The organism is Chryseobacterium cupriresistens, from assembly GCF_046614675.1.
Lineage (GTDB): Bacteria > Bacteroidota > Bacteroidia > Flavobacteriales > Weeksellaceae > Chryseobacterium > Chryseobacterium cupriresistens.
This window is the reverse complement of sequence record NZ_JBKKJT010000001.1, coordinates 807,784-830,981: the sequence shown is the minus strand read 5'-3', so window position 1 is coordinate 830,981 and position 23,198 is coordinate 807,784. Positions and strand designations below refer to the sequence as shown.

28 protein-coding genes are annotated in these 23,198 nt (G+C 38.6%); 20 read left to right on the top strand and 8 right to left on the bottom strand.

Translation table 11 applies throughout. The annotated features are described in order from the left end of the window. The first annotated feature begins 10 nt into the window (after positions 1 to 10). The 15 genes from ACLI50_RS03880 (at position 11) to ACLI50_RS03810 (ending at position 13,086) form a co-directional block, all read left to right on the top strand. Positions 11 to 895 (top strand): DMT family transporter, encoded by an 885-nt coding sequence (locus ACLI50_RS03880; protein ID WP_343638535.1) that lies wholly within the window; start codon positions 11 to 13, stop codon positions 893 to 895. Between the two features lie 639 nt (positions 896 to 1,534). Continuing rightward, positions 1,535 to 2,131, top strand: coding sequence for a Crp/Fnr family transcriptional regulator (locus ACLI50_RS03875; protein WP_202840207.1), 597 nt, complete (start codon positions 1,535 to 1,537; stop codon positions 2,129 to 2,131). Positions 2,132 to 2,187: 56 nt separating this feature from the next. After that, entirely contained in the window at positions 2,188 to 2,586 is a 399-nt protein-coding gene (locus ACLI50_RS03870) for a hypothetical protein (RefSeq protein ID WP_411413206.1), read from the top strand. Between the two features lie 267 nt (positions 2,587 to 2,853). Then, a complete protein-coding gene (locus ACLI50_RS03865; RefSeq protein WP_343638527.1) occupies positions 2,854 to 3,657 on the top strand; it encodes a KGG domain-containing protein in 804 nt (267 codons plus the stop codon). 72 nt (positions 3,658 to 3,729) lie between these two features. Further along, positions 3,730 to 4,317 (top strand): ferritin-like domain-containing protein, encoded by a 588-nt coding sequence (locus tag ACLI50_RS03860; protein WP_343638525.1) that lies wholly within the window; start codon positions 3,730 to 3,732, stop codon positions 4,315 to 4,317. A gap of 47 nt (positions 4,318 to 4,364) precedes the next feature. Then, complete coding sequence (locus tag ACLI50_RS03855; protein ID WP_202840211.1) at positions 4,365 to 4,682, top strand: hypothetical protein; 318 nt, start codon at positions 4,365 to 4,367, stop codon at positions 4,680 to 4,682. Positions 4,683 to 4,697: 15 nt separating this feature from the next. Next, a complete protein-coding gene (locus ACLI50_RS03850) occupies positions 4,698 to 5,075 on the top strand; it encodes a hypothetical protein (RefSeq protein WP_110008860.1) in 378 nt (125 codons plus the stop codon). Positions 5,076 to 5,133: 58 nt separating this feature from the next. Beyond that, entirely contained in the window at positions 5,134 to 7,272 is a 2,139-nt protein-coding gene (locus ACLI50_RS03845; protein WP_411413205.1) for a catalase, read from the top strand. Between the two features lie 49 nt (positions 7,273 to 7,321). Next, positions 7,322 to 8,500 (top strand): zinc-dependent alcohol dehydrogenase, encoded by a 1,179-nt coding sequence (locus ACLI50_RS03840; RefSeq protein WP_343638517.1) that lies wholly within the window; start codon positions 7,322 to 7,324, stop codon positions 8,498 to 8,500. 36 nt (positions 8,501 to 8,536) lie between these two features. After that, positions 8,537 to 9,037 carry a CinA family protein gene (locus ACLI50_RS03835; RefSeq protein ID WP_343638515.1) on the top strand — a complete coding sequence of 167 codons (501 nt, stop codon included), beginning with the start codon at positions 8,537 to 8,539 and terminating at the stop codon, positions 9,035 to 9,037. Positions 9,038 to 9,041: 4 nt separating this feature from the next. Further along, positions 9,042 to 9,839, top strand: a complete 798-nt coding sequence (locus ACLI50_RS03830) for an SDR family NAD(P)-dependent oxidoreductase (protein ID WP_343638512.1) — start codon at positions 9,042 to 9,044, stop codon at positions 9,837 to 9,839. Between the two features lie 8 nt (positions 9,840 to 9,847). Beyond that, positions 9,848 to 10,597: an SDR family oxidoreductase gene (locus ACLI50_RS03825; protein WP_411413204.1), complete on the top strand. Its 750-nt coding sequence runs from the start codon at positions 9,848 to 9,850 to the stop codon at positions 10,595 to 10,597. Between the two features lie 40 nt (positions 10,598 to 10,637). Further along, positions 10,638 to 10,802 (top strand): hypothetical protein, encoded by a 165-nt coding sequence (locus ACLI50_RS03820; RefSeq protein WP_157885741.1) that lies wholly within the window; start codon positions 10,638 to 10,640, stop codon positions 10,800 to 10,802. A 24-nt stretch (positions 10,803 to 10,826) separates the two neighbouring features. Continuing rightward, positions 10,827 to 12,356 (top strand): FAD-dependent oxidoreductase, encoded by a 1,530-nt coding sequence (locus ACLI50_RS03815; RefSeq protein ID WP_411413203.1) that lies wholly within the window; start codon positions 10,827 to 10,829, stop codon positions 12,354 to 12,356. A 73-nt stretch (positions 12,357 to 12,429) separates the two neighbouring features. Next, on the top strand, positions 12,430 to 13,086 hold the full coding sequence (locus tag ACLI50_RS03810) for a DUF6766 family protein (protein ID WP_411413202.1): 657 nt from the start codon (positions 12,430 to 12,432) through the stop codon (positions 13,084 to 13,086). On the opposite strand, the gene ACLI50_RS03805 is transcribed toward ACLI50_RS03810, so the two are convergent. Beyond that, positions 13,068 to 13,871, bottom strand: coding sequence for an AraC family transcriptional regulator (locus ACLI50_RS03805; protein ID WP_411413201.1), 804 nt, complete (start codon positions 13,869 to 13,871; stop codon positions 13,068 to 13,070). The two genes, ACLI50_RS03810 and ACLI50_RS03805, sit on opposite strands and share 19 nt — an antisense overlap. A gap of 115 nt (positions 13,872 to 13,986) precedes the next feature. On the opposite strand from ACLI50_RS03805, the gene ACLI50_RS03800 reads away from it, so the two are divergent. Then, positions 13,987 to 15,123 (top strand): Atu1372/SO_1960 family protein, encoded by a 1,137-nt coding sequence (locus ACLI50_RS03800; RefSeq protein ID WP_343638503.1) that lies wholly within the window; start codon positions 13,987 to 13,989, stop codon positions 15,121 to 15,123. A gap of 145 nt (positions 15,124 to 15,268) precedes the next feature. Here ACLI50_RS03800 and pdxR read toward each other — a convergent pair whose 3' ends face one another. Next, positions 15,269 to 16,696, bottom strand: a complete 1,428-nt coding sequence (gene pdxR / locus ACLI50_RS03795) for a MocR-like pyridoxine biosynthesis transcription factor PdxR (RefSeq protein ID WP_411413200.1) — start codon at positions 16,694 to 16,696, stop codon at positions 15,269 to 15,271. A gap of 100 nt (positions 16,697 to 16,796) precedes the next feature. Here pdxR and ACLI50_RS03790 point away from each other — a divergent pair, with 100 nt between their 5' ends. From ACLI50_RS03790 to ACLI50_RS03780, 3 genes are all read left to right on the top strand, one after another. After that, positions 16,797 to 17,252, top strand: coding sequence for a cupin domain-containing protein (locus ACLI50_RS03790; protein WP_062669648.1), 456 nt, complete (start codon positions 16,797 to 16,799; stop codon positions 17,250 to 17,252). Positions 17,253 to 17,411: 159 nt separating this feature from the next. Further along, a complete protein-coding gene (locus ACLI50_RS03785) occupies positions 17,412 to 18,302 on the top strand; it encodes a dihydrodipicolinate synthase family protein (RefSeq protein ID WP_411413199.1) in 891 nt (296 codons plus the stop codon). A gap of 4 nt (positions 18,303 to 18,306) precedes the next feature. Then, positions 18,307 to 18,540, top strand: a complete 234-nt coding sequence (locus ACLI50_RS03780) for a thioredoxin domain-containing protein (RefSeq protein ID WP_202840240.1) — start codon at positions 18,307 to 18,309, stop codon at positions 18,538 to 18,540. 100 nt (positions 18,541 to 18,640) lie between these two features. Here ACLI50_RS03780 and ACLI50_RS03775 read toward each other — a convergent pair whose 3' ends face one another. The 5 genes from ACLI50_RS03775 to ACLI50_RS03755 form a co-directional block, all read right to left on the bottom strand. Then, positions 18,641 to 19,147 (bottom strand): pyridoxamine 5'-phosphate oxidase family protein, encoded by a 507-nt coding sequence (locus ACLI50_RS03775; protein ID WP_411413198.1) that lies wholly within the window; start codon positions 19,145 to 19,147, stop codon positions 18,641 to 18,643. A 178-nt stretch (positions 19,148 to 19,325) separates the two neighbouring features. Beyond that, positions 19,326 to 19,688, bottom strand: coding sequence for a rhodanese-like domain-containing protein (locus ACLI50_RS03770; protein WP_202840244.1), 363 nt, complete (start codon positions 19,686 to 19,688; stop codon positions 19,326 to 19,328). Next, positions 19,685 to 19,987, bottom strand: a complete 303-nt coding sequence (locus ACLI50_RS03765) for a DUF3817 domain-containing protein (protein ID WP_343638487.1) — start codon at positions 19,985 to 19,987, stop codon at positions 19,685 to 19,687. The genes ACLI50_RS03770 and ACLI50_RS03765 overlap by 4 nt, the downstream gene beginning before the upstream one ends. A 2-nt stretch (positions 19,988 to 19,989) precedes the next feature. Beyond that, positions 19,990 to 20,448, bottom strand: a complete 459-nt coding sequence (locus ACLI50_RS03760) for a hypothetical protein (protein WP_343638486.1) — start codon at positions 20,446 to 20,448, stop codon at positions 19,990 to 19,992. Positions 20,449 to 20,518: 70 nt separating this feature from the next. Continuing rightward, positions 20,519 to 21,109: a TetR/AcrR family transcriptional regulator gene (locus tag ACLI50_RS03755; RefSeq protein WP_343638484.1), complete on the bottom strand. Its 591-nt coding sequence runs from the start codon at positions 21,107 to 21,109 to the stop codon at positions 20,519 to 20,521. 150 nt (positions 21,110 to 21,259) lie between these two features. Between ACLI50_RS03755 and ACLI50_RS03750 the strand changes: the two genes are divergently transcribed. Beyond that, positions 21,260 to 22,480: an MFS transporter gene (locus ACLI50_RS03750; RefSeq protein WP_202840252.1), complete on the top strand. Its 1,221-nt coding sequence runs from the start codon at positions 21,260 to 21,262 to the stop codon at positions 22,478 to 22,480. 60 nt (positions 22,481 to 22,540) lie between these two features. Here ACLI50_RS03750 and pdeM read toward each other — a convergent pair whose 3' ends face one another. Further along, positions 22,541 to 23,185: a ligase-associated DNA damage response endonuclease PdeM gene (gene pdeM / locus ACLI50_RS03745; protein WP_411413197.1), complete on the bottom strand. Its 645-nt coding sequence runs from the start codon at positions 23,183 to 23,185 to the stop codon at positions 22,541 to 22,543. Positions 23,186 to 23,198: the final 13 nt, after the last annotated feature.

Sequence of the window (23,198 nt, the reverse complement as noted above, 5' to 3'; positions counted from 1 at the left end):
CTTGAATACAATGTTGACAAAACAACTATCAAAAGATGAAAATATAAATGGCTGGATCAATGGCTTTATAGGAGTTGTATTATTTAGTGGAGGATTGCCGGCCACTAAGTTGGCCGTAATGGAAATGAGCCCCATTTTTGTAACAATTGTTCGTGCAGCTGTTGCAGGAATTCTTGCGCTTATCGTATTATGGCTGGGTAAAGAAAAACGGCCTGTTAAAAAAGATTTAATTCCATTATTGTTGGTTTCCCTGGGCTGTGTGGTAGGTTTTCCGCTTCTTTCTGCATTGGCACTTCAATATCTTACTTCAGCCCATTCTATTGTTTTTCTGGGAATGCTGCCTTTGGCAACGGCTGTATTTGGAGTGATGCGTGGTGGCGAAAAGCCCCATCCTGTATTTTGGTTTTTCTCTATTACAGGAAGTCTTTTGGTGATTGGCTATGCTGTCTCGCAAGGAATATCAGCATCACCCGTTGGCGATATTCTGATGCTGCTTGCCGTTATTTTATGCGGAATGGGGTATGCTGAAGGCGCTAAGCTATCTAAAACATTAGGCGGATGGCAGGTAATTTCCTGGGCTTTAGTATTGGCACTTCCTGTTATGATTCCTTTATTTTTTATTTATTTTCCTGATGATATTGAAAATGTTAGTTTTCAGGGGTGGTTTGGAATGGCTTATATTTCGCTTTTCAGCATGTTTATTGGATTTATATTCTGGTATAAAGGATTGGCACAAGGCGGAATTGCTACTGTTGGACAGCTGCAGCTGCTTCAGCCTTTCTTTGGCTTGGCACTCGCTGCCTGGCTTCTTCGTGAGCAGGTGAGTTTGGGAATGCTGGGGGTGACTGTGGGTGTCATCTTATGTGTTGCAGGAACTAAAAAATTTGCGAAATAATTAAATATAAAGCATTATGACTTAAGTTATAAGAAGACAGCTTCATAATAGTCTACCTTTGATTCATCACCACAAAATAGAGCATTATGAAGTTTATTATATCAAGCCTGCTTATAGGATTTATGGTCCTGAGCTGTAAAAAAGAATCCAAAACAGAAACCCAATGTTACAACAGATACTGTCATAGCTGATACCATCAGAACGGATTCTGTTTCCACGGTAAATCCAATCCCTTCCGATACAGTACACAGTGATACGGTTTCCTCAGAAAAACTTACAGATACCACGACAACCCCTAAAAATAAAATTCCAAAGAAATAGCAGTTTTTTCTGTTATTACTTTGAAAAACCCGTTTTTATTAAGTAAAAATGGGTTTTATTATTTTGTATTTCTACAAATTGTTGAAATTACAGCTTAAATATGTGGTATCAAAAAATCAATTTAATTGCATTTTTAGTGGTAATACTTAACCAATAAATAAAATATACAATTAGAGTTATTAATATTTTTAACTTTTTTTAACTTTTAAAACAATCATTAAGGTGTACTTTTTGCACTCATTAAGTATCGATTACCAATATATATTTTACTAAGATTAAGAAGAGGAGAAGAAGAAAACAACACCAAAAACAACTATTATGGTTATCGACGAAAACATTTTGATTTCAGCGGGAGCAGAAACGAGACACTATAACCCTTCAGAAGTGATATTCTGCGAGGGGGATATACCCAATTACTACTACCAGATTATTAACGGAGAAGTAAAACTCAATAATTATAATGAGGAAGGAAAAGAATTTATTCAGAATATTTTATCCGACGGAGAAAGCTGTGGAGAATCTATTCTTTTTATAGAAAAACCTTATCCTATGAATGCTGAAGCTATTACAGAATGTACTGTTTTAAGGCTTCATAAATCCATTTTTTTCAATCTGCTGAACCAAAACCCCGAATTATACATGGAGGTCAACAGTTTTCTCTCCGAACGCCTTTACTATAAATTCATCATGATGCAGAATCTTTCATCGCAAAATCCTTCGATACGACTTAGAGGACTGATGGATTATTTGAAGAGTTTCCAGAAAGATGCACGTCCTTATTCATTCCTGATTCCTTTAACTAGACAACAGATGGCTAGTCTTACAGGTTTGTGTGTAGAAACCGCAATAAGGACCATCAAACATATGGAAAGGGATAAAATCGTAAGAATTGAAAATCGTAAAATTTTATATTAGCATTCATTTGACATAGAAAATTTTGTGATTTTTTTCATTTAAATCTTTCTGAAGATATGAAAACGATAAGCTGTATGAATATTGATGAAAGTCTCCTGTACTCCATGAGTGCAGAGGACAGGAACTATAAAAAACGGGAATCAGTTTTCAAAAAAAAGGATTCCCGTATTATAAGACTTTCCAAAAATATTTTCTTTGAAATGACAGACGGGAATCCTTATCTTTCAATGGAAGTGAATGCCTGCTTATCGCAGGAAATCTATTATACTTTAAAAATGGGACAGAGTCTTGCATCAGAAAATGCTGTGCGGAGGCTGAAAGGTTTACCGGATTACCTGAAAAGCTATCACCATGAAGACTGTCTAAAATATTCCACATTGAATTGGCAGGACAACAGATTGTCAATCCTACGGACATGCATATGGAAAATGTATTCCGGGCTCTTGAAAAGATGAAAAAATCTGGCAGAATTATCATAAATGACTGAAAAATTTTGTATTAATCCGCATTAACATGATCCAGGTCATAAAAAAGTGAATTATTCTGACGTACATTTGAAATATAAATTTTCAATCCAATTTTCTAAACCTTAGTAAAAAAGGAACGTAAAAAGCATTTGCTTTTATTATCATTTTAAAATTACCGACATCCAACTGTTGCCGTCTAATACTAGTCACGGGCTGCAATACACATCACTAAATATTAATAAAAAAAATTCAGTTATGAACACTAGAAATTCAAGAAACCGCAGTTCAAGAGGACAGTCACATTCATCAGAAAACCTTGAAGAAGTATATCAGTTAGGATATGATCATGGTTTCAACGATGCAACCAGAGATGAAGATTATGATGATGATTTTTCAGAATATGAAAATTATTTTGATAATGAAAATGAGGATTATGACGATGACTACGATGAAGATGATTATGATGAATACGACGACGATTATGATGATGAAGAAGATGATGATTATGACGACGAAGAAGAAGACGATGATGATGATCAGAGAGGCCGTAGAGGAGGAAGAGGTGGTTCCAGAGGCGGAAACGGTAACCAGCAGAGAGACAGCCAGGGAAGATTTACTTCTGGTAGAGGTGGTTCTCGTGGAGGAAACTCCGGTGGTGGTTCCCGCGGACGTTCAAGTTCTGGTTCCGGCTCCAGATCAGGAGGCAGAGGCAGGTCATCATCAGGAGATGGTACTTCAAGAAGAGGTTTCGCTTCCATGAGTAAAGCTGAGCGTACAAGAATAGCCAGAATGGGAGGCCAAGCTTCCCACGGAGGCGGAAGATCTTCAGGCTCAGGTTCCAATTCAGGAAGAGGAGGTTCATCCAGATCAGGAAACAACAGTAACAGCTCAGGAAGAGGAGGCTCGAACTCCAACTCTAATTCAGGAAGTTCAAGAAGAGGATTTGCTGCAATGAGTAAATCTGAGCGTACAAGAATAGCCAGAATGGGAGGCCAAGCTTCCCACGGAGGCGGAAGATCTTCAGGTCGTTCCGGATTCGGAGGCAGACGTAATTCATAATTCTTTTTCCAGGATTGCCTCTTTAGCCATATATAAAGAGGTAATCCTTTAATAACAAACACCATTTACACCATGCCCAATAAAATATTAGAAACCAATACGGCAGTTTCTGCTACCAAAAAAGGTACGGCAGACAAGACAACTGTCAACCAGGATGAAATGAAAAATTCACCCCTTCACAAGTTCTTTGTGAGTGCCCTGAAGGACATTTATTTTGCTGAAAATGCCATTCTGGATGCATTGGAAAAAATGCAGGAAGCAGCTACTGCTGAAGAATTGAAAGATGCTTTTGAAGACCATCACCTTCAGACTCAAAAACATGTTAAGCGTTTGGAAAAAGTTTTCAAACTCATTGATGAAAAGCCTGAAAAGAAAGAATGTAAGGCTATCAAAGGGATTATTGAAGAAGGGGAAGAAGTCATCAAAGCTACAGAAGACGGTACCGCAACAAGAGATGTTGCCCTTATTATTGCAGCACAGAAAGTAGAACATTACGAAATTGCCACTTATGGCGGATTGGCCCAGCTTGCCATAACTATGGGACATGATAAGGCAGCCGATCTGCTTGAAAGAACGCTTCAGGAAGAAGAAGACACAGATTCTTATCTTACAGATATTGCAGAAACATCCATCAACTTTGATGCAGAACAGGAAGACTAAACTATGTAATAAGCCATGTAGCTTGTTCTATATGGCTTATTTTAATCATGAAATCAAAATATATGGAATGCCAGAAAATAATAAAAACACTGAGACATAAGGATTTTATAAAAATACCGAATACAGGGAAGTGTTTTGAAGACGGGGCAGCAATCTATGCAAAAGAGATCAAAAAAAATATTTTTCTTTTATTTATTATTCTGAAAGATATTGATATTGAAAATATACAGGCATTAATTGCTCACTTCGACTGCTTCGGCAGTATCGGATTAAAAGAACCGGAACAGATCATGTTTTATTTATCCATAAAAGATAAAAATGACCTTCATTATTTTGAAAAATATCTGGAAGCTTCTAATAACTAAAAACCATTCTTAAATATGACTTTTGAAAACGACACTTTACAACATTCCGGCCTGAATGACAAAAATAATGCAATAGAGAATGAGTCTTTATTTCCGTCTATTATGAATTCTTACGGAGTTACAGCTTTTCTGATTAAGTCTTTAGAAAAGATTAAAAATAATGCTACCTGTGAAGTCCTGAAAGGAGTGATAGACAATTATATGGAAGAATACATCCTCAATATCCGTGAGTTTCATTTTAATAACACAACGAAAACCACAGATTTGGATGCTGAAATAAGATATGAGTCTCCTGCCTTCACCTTGTATGCCAAAACAGCGTATTACAAAGTTCTGAAGGAAGAAGAATATATCAACAGACTTCTTGAAATTCTGGGAAATAAAACAGATTAATTGCTGCGGCCCCATTATTTAACTGCTTTTGAAAGAAAATACCAACCACAAAAAGATTATGAATATGAACACCAACGAACACAACAAAAAAGCAGAACAGCTGGATCTACACAGCACTTCCAATGAAAATGAAAAGCTGACCACCAATCAGGGCTTAAAGATCAACAACAACCAGGATTCTTTAAAAGCTGGCGAACGTGGCCCTTCATTGCTGGAAGATTTTATCCTGCGGGAAAAGATTACCCACTTTGATCATGAAAGAATTCCTGAAAGAGTAGTGCATGCCAGGGGTTCCGGTGCACATGGCGTTTTTAAGCTTACTAAAAGCCTTGCAGAATACACTAAAGCAAAATTTTTAACAGAACTGGGAAAGGAAACTCCTGTTTTTGTACGGTTTTCAACTGTTGCGGGTAGCAAAGGAAGTACCGATCTCGCAAGAGATGTCCGTGGTTTTGCGGTAAAATTTTATACCGAAGAAGGAAATTATGACCTTGTTGCCAATAATATACCGGTATTTTTTATTCAGGATGCTATCAAATTTCCTGACCTCGTACACGCTGTAAAACCGGAACCAGACAATGAAATTCCTCAGGCCGCATCTGCCCATGATACATTCTGGGATTTTATTTCACTGATGCCCGAAAGTATGCACATGATCATGTGGCTGATGAGCGACAGAGCTATTCCGAGAAGTCTGAGAATGATGGAAGGCTTTGGAGTACACTCTTTTAAATTTATCAACGAGGCAGGAAAAGTACATTTTGTAAAATTCCATTTTAAACCCAGGTTAGGCGTTCATTCCGTAGCCTGGAACGAAGCTCAGATGATTTCCGGAGTAGATTCTGATTTCCATAAGCGGGATCTTTGGGAGGCCATAGAAAACGGGGATTATCCGGAATGGGATTTCGGTGTGCAACTTATTCCTGAAGAGGATGAGCACAAATTTGATTTTGATCTTCTTGACCCTACCAAAATAGTTCCTGAAGAAGAAGTTCCTGTACAGCTCTTCGGAACATTAACACTTAACAGAAATCCGGATAATTTTTTTGCAGAAACCGAGCAGATTGCTTTTCACCCGGGACATATCATTCCTGGGATAGATTTCACCAATGATCCGCTGCTGCAGGGAAGATTATTTTCATATACCGACACCCAGCTTTCAAGACTGGGATCTCCCAATTTCCATGAAATACCGATCAACAGATCTATCAATACGGTTCATAACAACCAAAGAGATGGTCATATGAGACAGCAGATCGTGAAAGGAAAAAGCAGTTATGAACCGAATTCCATAGGCGGCGGATGTCCTTTTCAGGCAATGATGTCTGAAGGCGGCTTTACCTCCCAGCAGGAAAGAGTTTCCGGAGTGAAGATCAGAGAAAGAAGTAAAAGTTTTGTGGATCATTATTCACAGGCAAAATTATTCTATAACAGCCAGTCTGCACCGGAGAAAACACACCTTCAGAATGCATTGGTCTTTGAATTATCAAAAGTAACCCGTCCTGAGATCAGGGAAAGACTGGTAGGACAGCTTGCCTATATTGATACGGATCTTGCCTGGAAGGTAGCAGAAAAATTAGGAGTGGAAGTTAAAAAACTGGAATGGCTCAATCAAAGTCTGCCGGCAGATAGTAATATGATAGAACTTCAAAGCGAAGAAAGAGAACCTCATACAAAGATATCCGATGCTTTAAGTATGAAGAATACGGTAAAAAATACAATTAAGAGCCGGAAAATAGGCTTTATTCTGGCTAACCGTGCTGATGGTGGAGCTGTCAATGATCTTAAAGCAAAGCTTGAAGCAGAAGGTGCCAGAGTTGAACTGATTGCAACAAGTGTTGCTCCCGTAAAACTGAATGACGGTTCAGAACTGACTCCGAAACATTCTCTTAGCAGTACGGCAAGTGTCTGTTTTGATGCCCTTGCGATCTGCCCGGGAGAAGATTCCGTAAAAGAGCTGATGATTGCTGAAAACAAACATCTGGTTCTGCATTTCATCAATGAAGCTTATAAACACTGTAAAGCAATTTACTTCGGAAAAGATACGGAGGTGCTTTACCACAATTCCAATGTAGCCGCTAAACAACATGAGGATCCCGGAATCACTACATGGGAAGACGGAGATCCGGTAGATAAATTCATCCAGGCTATTGCCCAACACAGAGTCTGGGATATTGAAAAGGAGAGAAACGCGTAATCATAAAACACCCTTCACACCAACACCAATCACTTTAAATATTTAGATTATGAAAGCAGCCGTTTTTCATTCACCAGGTAATATTACCTGTGATACCGTAGAAGATCCCAGAATTCTGGATGAAAATGATATTATTCTGAGAGTAACTTCCACAGCGATTTGTGGCAGTGATCTCCATATGTATTCAGGAGGAATTCCGCAGGCCAGACCCATGGTAATGGGACATGAATTTATGGGTATCGTAGAAGAAACCGGGAAAAACATCAGTCACCTGAAAGCAGGCGACAGGGTAGTAGTTCCTTTTCCCATTGCTTGTGGAAGCTGTTTCTTCTGCCAGCATGATCTTCCCACCGCATGTGAACACAGTAATCCCGATTATTACGGCCCGGAAGGAGGTATTTTTAAAGAAAAAGGCGGAGCTCTTTTCGGATACACCGACCTGTATGGAGGATATGACGGTGGCCAGGCCCAATATGTAAGAGTTCCCTACGCGAATTTTGGTCCCAGAAAAGTTCCGGAAAATCTTAGTGATGAACAGGTTTTATTTCTTACTGATATTTTCCCAACAGGCTACACAGGAGTGATGTGGGGAGAGCTTAAAGGAGGAGAAACTGTTGCTGTTTTTGGAGCAGGCCCCGTAGGGACAATGGCCACAAAAAGCGCTGTTCTTCATAACGCCAGTAAAGTTATTGTAATTGATACGCTTCAATACCGATTAGACAGAATCAAAATGCTTACAGGATGTGAAACCATTTTGTGGGAAGATGCTGAAAGCACTATTGAACACATCAGGGATATGACAGACGGGCGGGGTGCAGATCTATGTATTGAAGCCGTAGGTTTTGAACCGGAAAGAAGTTTTATAGACCGTGCAAAAGCTGTTTTAAACTTTGAGAAAGGCTCTGTCAAAGTACTGGAAGCATGCATGAGTGCGGTAAGGAGAGGTGGCATTGTTTCTGTTCTGGGAGTTTATCCCGTTAATTATGACAATTTCAGACTTGGACAGATTTTTGACAAGGGAATTACACTTAAAGCAGGACAGTGCAATGTTCATCCTATTATAGACAAGCTCATGGATTATGTGGTGACAGGAAAAATCACCCTTAATGATGTTATTACCCACCGTTTATCTCTTGATGAAGTAAGCAAAGGATACGAAATTTTTGATAAAAAAGAAGACGGATGTGTAAAGGTCGTTCTTGACCCCTGGAAGCTGACAGGCTTTTAAAATAAATTATCAACCAATCACTCAAAATTTAATAGTATGGACTTTCAAAAAAATCTTCTCGAATATATAAGTCAATCACTGATGACCACGGATGAAACCATTTCAATTGCAGAAAGTGTCACTTCAGGATGTTTGCAGCTGGCTTTTTCACAGATGCCAAATGCTACCATGTTCTACAAAGGAGGAATGACAGCCTACACATTGCCGGAAAAAGTAAAACTACTAAAGGTTAACAGACAGGAGGCCGAAGAATGTGACTGCGTTTCAGAGAATATTGCAGAGACGATGGCTTTAAATGTCGCAAAACTTTACGAATCCGACTGGTCTATCGCTACAACCGGATACTGTACACCAATCCGGAATTCCGGGTATAAAATTTTTGCCTATTTCTCATTCTCTTACAAAGGTGAGATCATCCTGACTAAAAAACTGGAATTACATCCTAAAACTCAAGCCCTGAATGCCCAGCTATATTACACCGAATTTATTTTGGGGTGTTTTAAAAGTGAACTCAACAGGCTTTTAATCTTAAAATAAATCTATGGAACGCAAAAATCAATATGCACTCATTACAGGTGCTACCAGCGGTATAGGCTACGAACTGGCAAAACTGTTTGCAAAAGACGGTTATGACCTTGTTATTGTGGCCAGAGATCATGAAGAGCTGAAAAGAAAAGCCGATGAATTCAAAAATTACGGAGTGAATGTAATCAGCATCTCCAAAAATTTATTCTTACAGGAAGAAGTCTATTCTCTTTATTCCGAATTAAAAATGAATGGAATAAGCCCTGAAATATTAGTGAATGATGCCGGGCAGGGAGTGTACGGGAAATTTCAGGATACGGATATCCACAGGGAAGTAGACATTGTTCAGTTAAATATCATTTCAGTCATCATATTGACCAAACTGTTTTTAAAGGACCGGCTGCCCGAGGGGTCAGGAAAGATTTTAAATCTGGCATCTGTAGCCAGCAAAGCTCCCGGCCCGTGGCATTCGGTATATCACGGTACTAAAGCATTTGTATTATCATGGTCTGAGGCCATCCGTGAAGAGCTGAAAGATTCCGGAATTACTGTGACGGCTCTTTTACCGGGACCTACCGATACCGATTTCTTTAATAAAGCGGATATGAACAGAAGCAAAATACTTGAAGACCGTGATAATCTGGCATCTCCGGAAGAAGTGGCTGCTGATGGTTATCATGCTCTGATGAATGGTGATGATAAAATAATATCAGGGTTAAAAAACAAACTTTCTGTAGCAATGGCGAATATAGCCAGTGACAGTATGGCGGCTCATAGAATGGCAGAAATGCAGAAACCTTCAACAGAAGAATAAAAAGACTTATGATAGGAAAACTAGACAATAAAACAGTTTTGATTACCGGTGCAGACAGCGGAATAGGAAAGGCTGTTGCCCTTCTTTTTGCCCTGGAAGGTGCAGATATTGCCATTATTTATCATTCCAGTGACAACGACGCCGGAAGAACAAAAGCGGAAATTGAGAATCTGAATAGAAAGTGTCTCATTTTCAAAGGAGATATCAATGATTATGATTTTTGTGAAGAAACGGTAAAAGAAGTGATCTCGGCATTCGGAAAAATTGATATTCTCATCAATAATGCCGGAATTCAGTTTCCTGCAGAAAGTATTGAGCAGCTTGAAGAGAAAAACATCAGACAGACCTTTGATTCCAATATTGTCGGAATGATTTTATTAACGAAAGTCGTATTTCCTTATTTGAAACAAGGAAGCTGCGTTATCAATACCACTTCCGTTTCCGCATATCAGGGACATCCTGAACTCCTTGATTATTCTGCAACAAAAGGCGCTATTGTTTCCTTCACCCGTTCTCTGGCACTGCAGGCAAAACCCAAAGGAATCAGGATCAATGCCGTTGCTCCGGGACCAGTGGCTACACCACTTACCGAAGAAACTTTTGATGAAAAGAAAGAAAATCCCAATAAACCTCCTTTGGAGAGAAATGCTACTCCTGAAGAAATCGCTTTAAGTTTCCTGTTTCTGGCAGGTGATGATGCGTCACAGATTACGGGCCAGGTACTACACCCCAATGGAGGACTGATAGTAAACGGTTAAAATATATCAAGTATAAAATAACATGAAAATAGTTAAAAATATGAAAACTACAGCACTTATTTTAGGCGTTATCAGCCTGTTTGCTTTTACTTCCTGCCGATGTAATATTGATGAAGACGAAAACAAGAAAAGGGATCAGAAAAGCAGTTCGTCCAATACCGATAAATCCGGTCTGCCCGAAAGTGATACCCTGAGTATCAGATAAGTTTAACAATAAAATATTCTGATAATGTACAGAGACGGTGCAAGAAAAAGTATTTGGCAGGAAGAGATCAGAAAATTTTCTACAGAAACGGATCTCAGCTCATTATTTGATGTTGCCATTGTAGGAGGTGGAATTACAGGAGTTTCAACAGCACTTAAACTTCAGGAATCCGGAAAGAAATGTGTTATTCTTGAAGCAGCCAATATAGGATTTGGAACTACAGGTGGCACAACAGCTCATTTGAACGATTTTTTTGATACAACCTTTAATCAGGCTATCCGTGATTTTGGACTGGATAATGCCAAACTGTATGCACAATCCGGAACTGATGCCATCAGTATTATTGAAGGTAATATTCAGAAATATCAGATCAGTTGTGATTTCACAAGAAAGTCAGCTTACCTTTTTGCCCTGGATGAAAAACAGGAAGAACAGTTGAAAGATATTGTAGAAGGAGCAGCCAAGGTAGGTCATGAAATGAGTTATGTGAATGAAATTCCTTTTCCCATCCCATTCAGAGAAGCGGTGCTTATTCCCGGGCAGGGGCATTTTCATCCGGTAAAATATAGTAAGGCGCTCTGCGAAGCTTTTATAAAACTGGGCGGCTCTATTGTAGAAAACTGCCATTGTGAAGAACATGATGAGCAAAATGATTTTGTAATTTTAAAAACTTCAAAAGGGGAAATAAAGGCCTCAAATGTAGTCTATGCTACCCATATTCCGCCTGGAGTCAATCTTCTTCATTTTACAAACGCTCCCTACAGAAGCTATGCCATGGCTTTTACCATGAAAAATGACAAATACCCGTGGGAGCTTGGTTATGACCTTTGCGAGCCCTATCATTACTACCGTATTCAGAATATTGAAGGCGAAAATCTATTGATTGCAGGAGGAGAAGATCACAAAACAGGGCATGCTGATGATACCGGAGAATGTTTTTCAAGACTTGAAAATTATGTCAGAAAATATTTTGAGGTAGAAACAGTCTATTACAGCTGGTCCAGCCAATATTACGAGCCAGTGGACGGATTTCCCTATATAGGAAAACTTCCCGGAAGCAAAGAAAGAATTTTTGTGGCAACAGGCTTCAGAGGAAACGGAATGATCTTCGGAACACTTTCGTCACAGATCCTGCATGACCTTATCCTGACAGGAAAAAGTAAATATGGAGACCTGTTCAATCCTTCCAGAATCAAACCTGTTGCAGGATTTTCAGATTTTGTAAAAGAAACGGCAACTATGGCCTTTGATTTTATAAAAGATAAGATTTTAACCGAGAAAATTGATTCTTTTTCAGAAGTCGGTGAAGGTGAAGCGAAAGTGATCAAATATGAATCAGAATCTTATGCTCTTTACAAAGAAAATGACGGCACTTTACATCTGCTCAGAAGTACCTGTCCGCACGCAGGATGTGAAGTCCGGTGGAACAGTGCGGAGCTGAGCTGGGATTGCCCATGTCACGGTTCCCGGTTTAATGTCAACGGAAAAATCCTTACCGGACCCACCACAAAGAACCTCCAGAAGGTATTCCCTTATCAAAAACGTGATTCATAAACTCCAAACTTTAAACCTTAAACTTTAAACCTTAAACTTTAAATATTGAACTCTAACCCTTAAACTCAGAACTATGTCACGCACCAGTTTCCTGTATCGCAACAGCTTAAGTATTGTTCTGATTACTCTGATGATTATTTTTCTTGCAGGACAATTTTTTATGGGCTGGAAAACAGAAAATAAAGAACTCATTGAAAACGGCCAGCCTATTTTAAAGATCGGTGAATACATTCATAGCGGTCATTTTATACAGGCTACTTTTGAAAACTGGGAAAGCGAATTTCTCCAGATGATGCTGTATGTTTTATTAACGATTTCTCTGAGGCAAAAAGGCTCCAGTGAATCAAAATCTATGACAGAAGAGGAAGATGTTGACAAAGAACCTGTACCACATCCCAAAGCGCCATGGCCTGTAAAAAAAGGCGGAATATGGCTGAAACTCTACAAGCATTCATTATCAATTGCCTTTGCTCTCCTTTTTCTGGCGAGTTTCATTTTCCATTTCTATGGCAGTCTTAAGGATTTTAATGATGAACAAATGATGAAAGGTAAACCTGCTGTAACGGCCATTCAATACATTTCAGAATCGCGGTTCTGGTTTGAGTCTTTTCAAAACTGGCAGAGTGAATTCCTGGCGGTTGCTTCCCTGGTTCTTCTCTCTATATGGCTTCGCGAAAAAGGTTCTCCGGAATCAAAACCCGTTGATATGCCTCATGATGAAACGCCTTGATTTTTATTCACTTTCGGCTTTGTCTGCATAATGGCAAAATACGACGATGTAAAAGCTGACAAACTCTGATAGCCCACTTTATAGGCTACTTCACTCAACGTGTACTGTCTGGTATCTATCAGTTCAATACTTTTTAAAATCCTTGTCAGCTGAAGGTATTTCTGTATCGTAATTCCCGTTTCATTTTTAAAAATTCTCTGGAGGCTCCTCACAGACATTTGTACTTTTTCTGCAAGAGCATCCATGTCCGGATTATATTTAAAATTGGAATTAATTTCATTGCATACAGGAATCAGTCTTGAATCCGTAGGAACAGGAATCTGCAGACTGCTGCTTTCTTTGCAGAAATTGGGAAGGCTTTTTAAAATAGCTTTAAAAAAAATGTCCTGTTCTTCATTTTCATCCAATAACTGGTTCCATTTTGAGGCATACAAAAGCATTTCTTTTAAAACAGCAGGAACAGCAAATACCTGAACATGCCGGTAAAATTCATCTTCAAAAACGGATTTGAACAGGAATACCATCAGATTTACTGTTTGTGCCTCAGAAGTGATCTTATGGGCTTTTTCCGAAGGAATCCAGATGACATGATGCTGGGGAACAAGATAAATTTTCTGGTCGATATGGAAGTACTGGTAGCCTTCTTCCACAAAAGTGAGCTGAGCCCGGCTGTGCTTGTGCTCATAATCATCATGTTTCCAGTTTTTTTCACACCATACATAAGCTTCCTTGTTGATAGAATCTACAAAGTGGCTTTCCGTTTTTTCAATCAGTCCGCATTTCATTTTGTCGTTTTGAATGTATATTTTGGCAAATTTAATAAAAACGACAATAGTAATTTTGTACTGTCACTGTCATGGTACAGGATTTAACACATAAAAAAACTATATCTTATTCAGAATGAAAAAACTATGTCTTTTTTTTATCTTAATTTTATTATCAAATACCACCCACATCATGGCACAAAATAAAGCTAACATACTGGTTCTTATTCATTCGGACAATGGCGGAACCTACGAACTGGCTAAGGAACTCGCCAAAGGAATTGAAAGTGAAAATAACGCAGTTTCCCATATAAAACTTGTCAAAGCATCACAAAATCCAAACCTGAAAAATCTTCCGGTTGCAACACCAGATGAGCTGGCCCATTATGACGGAATCGCTTTTGGTTCACCGGTTTATTTCGGAAATATCAGCACAGGAATGAGTGAATTTTTATCCGGAACTGTTCAGCTCTGGACCAATCATGCGTTGGAAGGAATTCCGGCTACTGTTTTTATGTCTGCCGGGAGCGGAGCAGGAAAGGAGCTTGCTCTTCAGGCGTTCTGGAACAGCCTTGCCGTCCACGGAATGGTTCTCGTGTCTAATGGAATACGTGGAACAGAAGAACTGAACAAAGCCATTCCGCAAGGAAATACTGTTTTGGGAATTACCAGCATGGCTTCTTTAAAAGATGTGGAAAGACCTACGAAAGGAGAGCGGAATATGGCTGAAATTCAGGGAAGAAATTTTGCAAAAATAACATTGGCATTAAAAGATACGCATCCTAAAAAAACGTTAGCTGTTACGGAAAATCATCAGAATTTTGGTGAAATATTAAAACAGAAAAACATTATTCTTCCACAGGTTCCAAAGCCGGCGGGAAATTATCAGCCGTTCGTCCGTTCCGGAAATCTTGTATTTATCAATCAGGTTGCTTTAAAAGACGGTAAAATTTTCAATCCGGGTAAATTAGGTGTTGAAGTGAATGAGCAGCAGGTAAAAGACGCTGTAAAAGTAACCATGCTGAATGTGATTTCAGTGTTAAATGAAGCTGTAGGAGGAGATTTGAGCAGAGTAAAACAATGCGTGCAGCTTACGGGAATTTTCAATACAAAAGATGATTATACAAAACATGCTGATCTGATGAATGTGGCTTCTGATCTGGCTGTTGAAATCTTCGGGGAAAAAGGAAAACATGCCAGAGCTACCTTGGGAGCTTCTTCCATTCCTGTGGGCTCTTCTGTAGAGATTCAGGCGGTTTTTGAAGTAGAATAATTTTCCGGTCTAAACAACAAAATCACAAAAGTTTAAAACACTTAAGTTGATTTTTAAGTTTAAAGATAACCTGCTGAGAAGTTCACATAAGTTAAAAAAATATTTGATTTTTTGATTATATAAATATCGTGTAAATCTATGGAAGTTAAAAACCCGAGATAATCTCTGCGATAACTGGGATACTTTGCTCCAGCTGCTCTTCAGAAAGTGCTCCGTAACTTAACCGGAATCCGTTTGCCTGGCTTTTACTGTATTGTTTAGGATGAATAATCTTAATATTTTTTTCCAGTAAAAGCTTTGTTACAGCATCCCAATCCATCCTTGTTTTGGGAACAATCCAAAAGGCAAGGCCTCCTTCAGGCAATGTAAAGTCAGCAATATCTTTCATGTATTTTGTCAACAGTTCAAAGACAAAATCTCTTTTGTTTTTATAATGAACAGTGGCCTTTCTGATGTGCTTTTTTATGGCTCCTTCTTTAATCAGCTGGAGAACTGCCTGTTCCATGATAACATCTCCATGTACATCAATAATTTTTCTCAGATCACCAATTCTTTTTAATAATTCCTGATTTTTAGTGGCCAGATAACCGATCCTTAAAGCCGGAGCTACCACCTTGCTTAAAGTTCCGATGTATACATAATTGTTCAGTTCGGGAAAGCTTGAAATGGGGAGAATAGGGCGGTATCCGAAGTGAAACTCATTATCATAATCATCTTCAATAATGGTTATATTGTATTGGTTGGACAGCTCAATTAATTGTAATCGTCTTGCCAGACTCAAAGTAACTGTAGTAGGGTATTGTCTGTGAGGAGTAATATACAGGGCTTTAATATTCTGATGTTGCTTTAAAAGCTTTTCAACAGTCTCCATATGGATTCCTTCCTGATCTACAGGGACCGACAAAAGCTTTGCTCCTGCATACTCAAATGCCTGCCATGCAGGCTGATACCCCGGATCTTCCACAATAACCATGTCTCCGGGATTTAAAAGTGTCTGAGCGGTAAGGAACATTCCCATCTGGCTGCCCCTTGTAATGGAAATTTCATTTTCATGAATATGCATTCCACGCTGGTGGTTGAGCATCTGAGAAATCATTTTTCTGAATTCTGTGTCACCATGTTCATTTCCATATCCCATCATCTGCCACTTGGCTTTGATGCCGAAAATTTGTCTGTAGGCTCTGGCCAGCTCTGTCACAGGGGCAATTTTACTGTCGGGATGTCCATCATCGAAATTGATTACAATTCCACTAAACATTACCTGCTGATGAGATGGGTTATGTAATGCCTCTGCATTCTTTTCATGCAAAGCCGGGAGCCTTTCCGATACGAAAATACCTTTCCTTTCTCTGGAAATTACCCACTCTTCATTGATCAGTACCTGATAGGCTTCTACAACAGTATTCCTGTTAATCTTCAAGGTCTGGGCAAGATTTCTGCTTCCCGGAAGTGCGTCTCCGGTTTTTAACCTTCCTGAACGTATATCAGAGATGATCGTATCCGCAATCTGTAGATAAACAGCTTTTTCAAGCTTTTTATCAATTTCTAATTCTAATTTCCAAGGGCGTAACATCTGGACTATCTATTTATATAAAAACTGAATCATTTAAATAGTCCAAAGATAGAATAATTTTGTCATGCAATAAAGCACAAAACCCTAATAATTTAAAATCATGGACAAGAAACAATTCAGTTCTAAAGACTTTCACGAAACCTTTGCAAGACCAAAGTATGTAAAACCGAGTCATTTGATTCATAAAAATGTAGAAAATGCAGGAGAACACAATCAGTTTTCAACAGAAAGAAAACACCCGGTTTTTTTTGTAGATCTTCCGAGTAAAAATGTAAGCATGACGATTGGCGGGCTTACCCCCGGACAACAAACCAACAGACACCGCCACACCTATGAAACCGTTTTATTTGTCATTGAAGGGAAAGGATGGACAGAAGTAGAAGATGAAAGAGTATATTGGGAAGCCGGAGATGCGGTATATATTCCTTCATGGGCATGGCATAAACACCAGAATCTCAGCGATACGGAACCTGCCAAATACATTGCCTGCGAAAATGCGCCTCAGCTGCAGAACTTAGGAGTTGCTTTAAGAGAGGAAGAAGGCAGAGACCTTTAATATCAGAATTAAACCATTAAGATATCTCATTATTAAACTATTTTGATACCGGATATAATTTTTGATTTTCCTTTCAAAGCGAAGCTTACTTAATCCTCTTAACAGCTTAATACTTTCTTAATGGTTTAAAATCATTTTCAATTTTAAAATCAGCAAAACATGAAAAATGTTCCATTCAAAGGGATAATTGCTTATCCCATAACACCTTTTGACCCAAATGAAAAAGTAGATATTCCTCTTTTTAAACACCTGGTAGAAAGACTGATCACTTCCGGAAGCCACGGAATTGCTCCATTGGGAAGCACCGGGGTAATGCCTTATTTATCTGACGAAGAAAAAGAAGAAGTTACGGAAGCTACTTTACAGCAGGTAAAAGGCAGAATTCCAACGCTTGTAGGCGTTTCCAACCTTACAACTGAGAAAACCATTCATCATGCTCAGTTCGCAGAAAAAGCAGGAGCCGATGCGGTGATGATCATTCCTATGAGCTACTGGAAACTTACCGATGATGAAATTGTAACGCATTATGATGCGGTAGCAAGCAAAATATCGATCCCGATTATGGCATACAATAATCCGGCAACTAGTGGAGTAGATATGTCTCCGGCTTTGTTGAAAAGGCTGCTTGAAATTCCCAACGTAACGATGATTAAAGAAAGTACAGGAGATGTTCAGAGAATGCATTACCTGAGAAGAGAACTGGGGGAAGATGTTGCATTCTACAACGGTTCCAATCCTTTGGCTCTGGCGGCATTTTCTGCGGGAGCAAGGGGATGGTGTACGGCAGCTCCTAATCTTATTCCTGAACTGAATATCAGCCTTTATCATGCGGTGGAAGAAGGTGATCTTGAAAAAGCAAAAACGATTTTCTATCAGCAGTTTGACCTTTTAAAATTTATTGTAAACAAAGGATTGCCGAGAGCAGTGAAATCAGGTCTGAATATTCTGGGTGAAGATGGGGGAAATCTGAGAAGCCCTCTGAAACCGCTTCACGAAAAAGAAACCGAAGAATTAAAAAACATTATGAAAACCCTTATCAATCCAGTATAATCTTATGAAAAAATCCATTTTTTACCACGCAGGATGCCCTGTATGTATCAGTGCTGAGCATGATATCGTTAACCTTATAGGTTTGGAAAATGTAGAAATTATCCATTTGGGTAATGACAGAAGCAAAATTGAGGACGCGGAAAAAGCTGGCGTAAAATCTGTGCCTGCTTTAGTGACCCCTAACGGCAATGTGCTTCATATTAATTTTGGAGCTTCTATGGAAGAGGTGAAAAATTAACAGTATTAATTTTGTAATATAAACGGCTCAATTTCTTGAGCCGTTTTTTGTTTTCCCGCTGTAAAATCTGTGGGAAAATGTATTGCTTATTCAGAGCTTTTTAAATCGTTGCATTTCCTTCTACACCATCCGAATTATCGGTTTTGTTTCCTGTGATTGCGGCCGCAACAAAACTAAACAGACTTACCAGTTTTCCTGCTTTAGTATCCCAGTAATAGGTTTCTTTAGGTTCCACACGGATAATCGTAACATTGGGATCGTCTTTACCATCAAACCAGGCCTTAGCCATGGGAGACCATTTATCTTCTATGGTTGCTTTGTCCTTATAAACAGAAGCTTCTCCATACACCGAAAGATACTGGGAGTCGCTGTTGTTCATAAAAAATAACTGTACTCTACGGTCTTCTTTGATTTCAAAATTCTTATTGCTGGTTCCACTGCTGATAAACCACAAATTTCCGCTGTCGTCTGTTTCCTGAAGGGTCATTGGTCTTGAATTCACAGGAACGGTTTCCAGTTCTGTACAGAACATGCATATTCTCGCACTTTCCGAGAGTTCTTTGATCTTTTTGATCGCTTCAAGGTGGGTAAGGTTTTCTGTTGACATATTAAATATTTTAAGTGATTAATGTAAATTAAAAGAAATTTATTCAACAGAATGATGAATAATTTGCTTAAGTCTTTCAAATACCCGACCAAAAAGAAATAAAATGTGGTACCTAAGCTTAATTTATTTATAAAATTCGGTTCAAAGTTAATCTCTCCTTAAAATAATGATCGAAAGATTATTGTTTCTTACTTAATGTTGTCTGAAGATCACTCCATGCGCCTCCGTTGTATACACGTTTAAATCCTTTTTCTTTCAGAATAGTTTCAACTTTTACACTTCGAAGTCCGTGTGAACATACTGTTATATACGTTTTTTCAGGATCCAGTTCTCCATACCGTTCTCTGATTGTCCCTAAAGAAATATTAATGGAACCTTCTATATGCCCTGTCTGGTATTCTTTTTCAGTTCTTACATCAAGAATAACAGCTCCTTTTCTGATGAGTTCGGGCAATCCATTGTCCAAGGTCTGCATCCGGTAAACCCTATACACAATGTACAGAATAAAAACTGCACCCAAAATGAGGAGAATACTTTTCATAGCTTGCTCAGTATTTTTTTGTCAATATAAAATGTCCCGAATGGAATAAAGCAGGCAAGAATTACCTTCCAGGTTATTTCTTTACATTTCCAGTTTTGTTCTACACCTACACTCAATGTGTTGAACAGGAAAAGCAGGAATAATGTTCCATGAACAGGGCCGATAAGCCTTACAAACAAGGGATTTCCCATCCAGTATTTCACCGGAACAGCAATAAATACCAAACTCAGGAGTGAAATTCCTTCCAGGATCGCCAGAATTCTCAGTCTGCCGATTTTTGTTTTAAATAAATTGATCATAATTATCTGAAATAAGGTCTGTTTGCAAAAGGAGAAAATGGCCAGGGAATGGCAATGAAAATAATGATCATCGCACAGGAAAACCAAATGCCCATCGTTTTGAATTTTTCTTTATCTGAAAGCTTTCTTTTAGCCAGCGCTGAGCCAATTGTGATAATGACAATCGCTGTAATCATCAGTACGATATGGATTAACCCGAAAAACAGATGTTCAAATGAATCTTTAGCTTCATTAAAATGTTTCCAGAAGTATTGAATCACAGGGCTTTTGAGATAAAAAATCATTCCTATAATCAGTTGGATATGAGCAATTGTAGCGGTCCAGTGTCTCACAGAATTATCTATTGCTGTAAATTTCCGGTCTGAGAAATATCCTTTAAAAGCCCGGAAAATTGCGTAGACTAAACTTATTAAAACCAGCCAACGGGTTTGGGAATGTAAAAAAGTCAGGGTTTGATACATGGGTTATTTTTTGAACAGAGCAAAGGTAAAACAAAAAACATACTACTTAGTATGTTTTTTAATAAAAAAATTACTGAAGGCTTTTAAAATAAGACTTAAGCCCTTTTAAATAAGTGAGATATACTTCTTTTGAGTTTTCAAGTTTGCCCAGATTTCTTACTCCCCAATACCCAGAAATCACAAAAACACTCACTTCTTTTGCACTTACTTCTTTTTTGATTAATCCGGCATTTTTACCTCTTTCAATACTTTCTGCAAGCGCCAGTTCCCATTCTTTTGACAGTTCGTGAAGAGCCTGGGTAAAGGCGTTATGCCATGGAGCCATTTGCTGCACAAAATTAGAAGTAGGGCAGCCGTATTCCACTTTTAAAAAATCATTTTCCATCAAAAGATGGTGCATGATATCATAAATGCTTTTTAAAGGATCCGGATTGTTGTGAAGAGTGTTAATGAAAGTTTTTCTGAAGTTGGGTTTCATCAGATCTGTGATAATAGCCAGCCCCATTTCATCTTTGGTTTTAAAATGATAATAGAAAGCACCTTTCGTCACCCGAGTCGTTGCAATAATTTCATCAATGCTTGTAGTCTGAAAACCTTTCACATAGATCAATTTGAACGCTTTCTGGAGAATAGTAAGACGGGTTGCTTCTGATTTCTTCATTAAAACTGCTGATTATTGTTGCAAAGAAACAAATTTTACAGGGAAAATAAAACTATCATTATTCTGATACTTTGATAGAATTTAAATAATTTTTATAATACAAATATTCATCGGAAATTTGCCTTGTCAATATCAACAAATTACAAGACAATGAATTTTCAAAAAGAAATACAGATCAATACTGAAGCACAGACAGCCAAAAGAGGTCTTCCTGCTGCTTTATGGGCATTAACAATAAGTGCATTCGGAATAGGAACAACGGAATTTGTCATTGTAGGACTTCTTCCCACAGTAGCTTCAGACCTTGGAATTACCATTCCTTCAGCAGGGCTTCTGGTAAGTCTTTATGCGATAGGAGTAGCTATCGGAGCACCCATCTTAACAGCTCTCACAGGGAAAATGCCGCGTAAGATGCTGCTGGTATCGATCATGCTGCTATTCGTTATTGGAAACGGACTGGCTTCTATTGCTCCCAGCTTTATAACTTTAGTGCTGGCCAGAATACTTACAGGATTGGCCCATGGGGTTTATTTTTCTATAGGTTCTACCATTGCAGCTTCACTGGTTCCTGAAGAGAAAAGAGCTACCGCAATTTCCATCATGTTTGCCGGGCTTACACTCGCCATAGTAACGGGAGTTCCGCTGGGAACATTCATAGGACAGCATTTCGGCTGGAGAGCAACTTTCATCGGCGTTTCGATCCTTGGAGTTATCGGATTGATCGCCAGTTTATTATTGGTGCCTAAAAATCTTAAGAATGGAAAAACAGCTTCTTTAAAAAGCCAGTTTAAAGTACTGGGCAACAGACGTCTGATTTTTGCTTTTTTAATGACCGCAATGGGATATGGAGGTACGTTTGTGGTATTTACGTATCTGTCACCTATTTTACAGAAAATTACAGGGTTTCAGGAATCCACAGTCACTTTTATTCTTTTGATTTATGGAATTGCCATTGCCCTGGGAAACCTGATTGGAGGAAAAGTAGCCAATAAAAATCCTCTGAATGCCCTTTTATGGATGTTTGCTGTACAAGGACTCGTATTGCTGGCATTTTATTTCACCGTAAATAGCCCTGTTTTCAGTATCATTACACTTTTCCTTCTGGGAGCATTATCATTTGCTTCGGTTCCCGGACTTCAGCTGTTGGTAGTCCAGATTGCAGAAAAAGAACTGCCCGGAACTGAAGACGTTGCTTCGGGGATTAATATTGCTGCTTTTAATATTGGTATTGCCATCGGATCCTATGCAGGTGGAATGATTGTAACATCCTCTTTAGGACTGGCAAGCACACCATGGATAGGAGCTTTGTTCCTGTTGGTTACGGTTTTAATAACCATCTACAGTATCCGTTTAAGCAAGAAGAATATATAGTTTTTTACCCCTGTCAAGGTTTTTACGTTGACAGGGGTATTTTTTAATAGTAAAAGAACCTTAAATCTCATAAATATCTGCATCCGTAAACACAAAAAATGTACTTTTCTTAGGCAGATTTTTCGTGTCCAGCCCTGTGAATTCACTGAATGCAGGCAGTAATAACTGATTGCTGCTTAAAGCAAAACAGGGAAGCCTGATATTCTTTACTGCAGAATTCAGTACAATTCCCGGATGGATATGTCCGGTAATCTGAAATCCGGATCTGGATACATCAAAATCATGAATGAACGTAATATCATCTATTTCCAGCCATTCAGCTTTATGATTAAAACATAACTTTTTTTCCAGCTTTTTTGAAATCCGGTCATGATTTCCTTCAATAAGATAAAACTCAATATCAGGGTATTGATTTTTCCACATACAGAATTCATCCACATCAGAATTATCTCCGGCATGAAGCAAATCTCCAACCACCACAAACTTTTCCGGCTGAAAATATTCAATCAAAGCGGATAATCTTTCCAGATCACTTTTCATAATATGATTGGCCAGTGCAATGCCGTTTTTTCGGAAATGAGCGGTCTTTCCGATGTGAAGATCGGAAAGAATCAACGCTTTTTCTTTTTGCCAGAATGCCGCCCGCTGATTGGTCAGAATGAAAGTTTCGTTTTGAATGGAAATATTTTTAGTTGCTATAAACACTTGATAGATTGAA

Coding starts and splice junctions, on each gene's coding strand:
- ACLI50_RS03880 (WP_343638535.1), top strand. CDS start 11: ATGTTGACAAAACAACTATCAAAAGATGAAAATATAAATGGCTGGATC.
- ACLI50_RS03875 (WP_202840207.1), top strand. CDS start 1,535: ATGGTTATCGACGAAAACATTTTGATTTCAGCGGGAGCAGAAACGAGA.
- ACLI50_RS03870 (WP_411413206.1), top strand. CDS start 2,188: ATGAAAACGATAAGCTGTATGAATATTGATGAAAGTCTCCTGTACTCC.
- ACLI50_RS03865 (WP_343638527.1), top strand. CDS start 2,854: ATGAACACTAGAAATTCAAGAAACCGCAGTTCAAGAGGACAGTCACAT.
- ACLI50_RS03860 (WP_343638525.1), top strand. CDS start 3,730: ATGCCCAATAAAATATTAGAAACCAATACGGCAGTTTCTGCTACCAAA.
- ACLI50_RS03855 (WP_202840211.1), top strand. CDS start 4,365: ATGAAATCAAAATATATGGAATGCCAGAAAATAATAAAAACACTGAGA.
- ACLI50_RS03850 (WP_110008860.1), top strand. CDS start 4,698: ATGACTTTTGAAAACGACACTTTACAACATTCCGGCCTGAATGACAAA.
- ACLI50_RS03845 (WP_411413205.1), top strand. CDS start 5,134: ATGAATATGAACACCAACGAACACAACAAAAAAGCAGAACAGCTGGAT.
- ACLI50_RS03840 (WP_343638517.1), top strand. CDS start 7,322: ATGAAAGCAGCCGTTTTTCATTCACCAGGTAATATTACCTGTGATACC.
- ACLI50_RS03835 (WP_343638515.1), top strand. CDS start 8,537: ATGGACTTTCAAAAAAATCTTCTCGAATATATAAGTCAATCACTGATG.
- ACLI50_RS03830 (WP_343638512.1), top strand. CDS start 9,042: ATGGAACGCAAAAATCAATATGCACTCATTACAGGTGCTACCAGCGGT.
- ACLI50_RS03825 (WP_411413204.1), top strand. CDS start 9,848: ATGATAGGAAAACTAGACAATAAAACAGTTTTGATTACCGGTGCAGAC.
- ACLI50_RS03820 (WP_157885741.1), top strand. CDS start 10,638: ATGAAAACTACAGCACTTATTTTAGGCGTTATCAGCCTGTTTGCTTTT.
- ACLI50_RS03815 (WP_411413203.1), top strand. CDS start 10,827: ATGTACAGAGACGGTGCAAGAAAAAGTATTTGGCAGGAAGAGATCAGA.
- ACLI50_RS03810 (WP_411413202.1), top strand. CDS start 12,430: ATGTCACGCACCAGTTTCCTGTATCGCAACAGCTTAAGTATTGTTCTG.
- ACLI50_RS03805 (WP_411413201.1), bottom strand. CDS start 13,871: ATGAAATGCGGACTGATTGAAAAAACGGAAAGCCACTTTGTAGATTCT.
- ACLI50_RS03800 (WP_343638503.1), top strand. CDS start 13,987: ATGAAAAAACTATGTCTTTTTTTTATCTTAATTTTATTATCAAATACC.
- pdxR (WP_411413200.1), bottom strand. CDS start 16,696: ATGTTACGCCCTTGGAAATTAGAATTAGAAATTGATAAAAAGCTTGAA.
- ACLI50_RS03790 (WP_062669648.1), top strand. CDS start 16,797: ATGGACAAGAAACAATTCAGTTCTAAAGACTTTCACGAAACCTTTGCA.
- ACLI50_RS03785 (WP_411413199.1), top strand. CDS start 17,412: ATGAAAAATGTTCCATTCAAAGGGATAATTGCTTATCCCATAACACCT.
- ACLI50_RS03780 (WP_202840240.1), top strand. CDS start 18,307: ATGAAAAAATCCATTTTTTACCACGCAGGATGCCCTGTATGTATCAGT.
- ACLI50_RS03775 (WP_411413198.1), bottom strand. CDS start 19,147: ATGTCAACAGAAAACCTTACCCACCTTGAAGCGATCAAAAAGATCAAA.
- ACLI50_RS03770 (WP_202840244.1), bottom strand. CDS start 19,688: ATGAAAAGTATTCTCCTCATTTTGGGTGCAGTTTTTATTCTGTACATT.
- ACLI50_RS03765 (WP_343638487.1), bottom strand. CDS start 19,987: ATGATCAATTTATTTAAAACAAAAATCGGCAGACTGAGAATTCTGGCG.
- ACLI50_RS03760 (WP_343638486.1), bottom strand. CDS start 20,448: ATGTATCAAACCCTGACTTTTTTACATTCCCAAACCCGTTGGCTGGTT.
- ACLI50_RS03755 (WP_343638484.1), bottom strand. CDS start 21,109: ATGAAGAAATCAGAAGCAACCCGTCTTACTATTCTCCAGAAAGCGTTC.
- ACLI50_RS03750 (WP_202840252.1), top strand. CDS start 21,260: ATGAATTTTCAAAAAGAAATACAGATCAATACTGAAGCACAGACAGCC.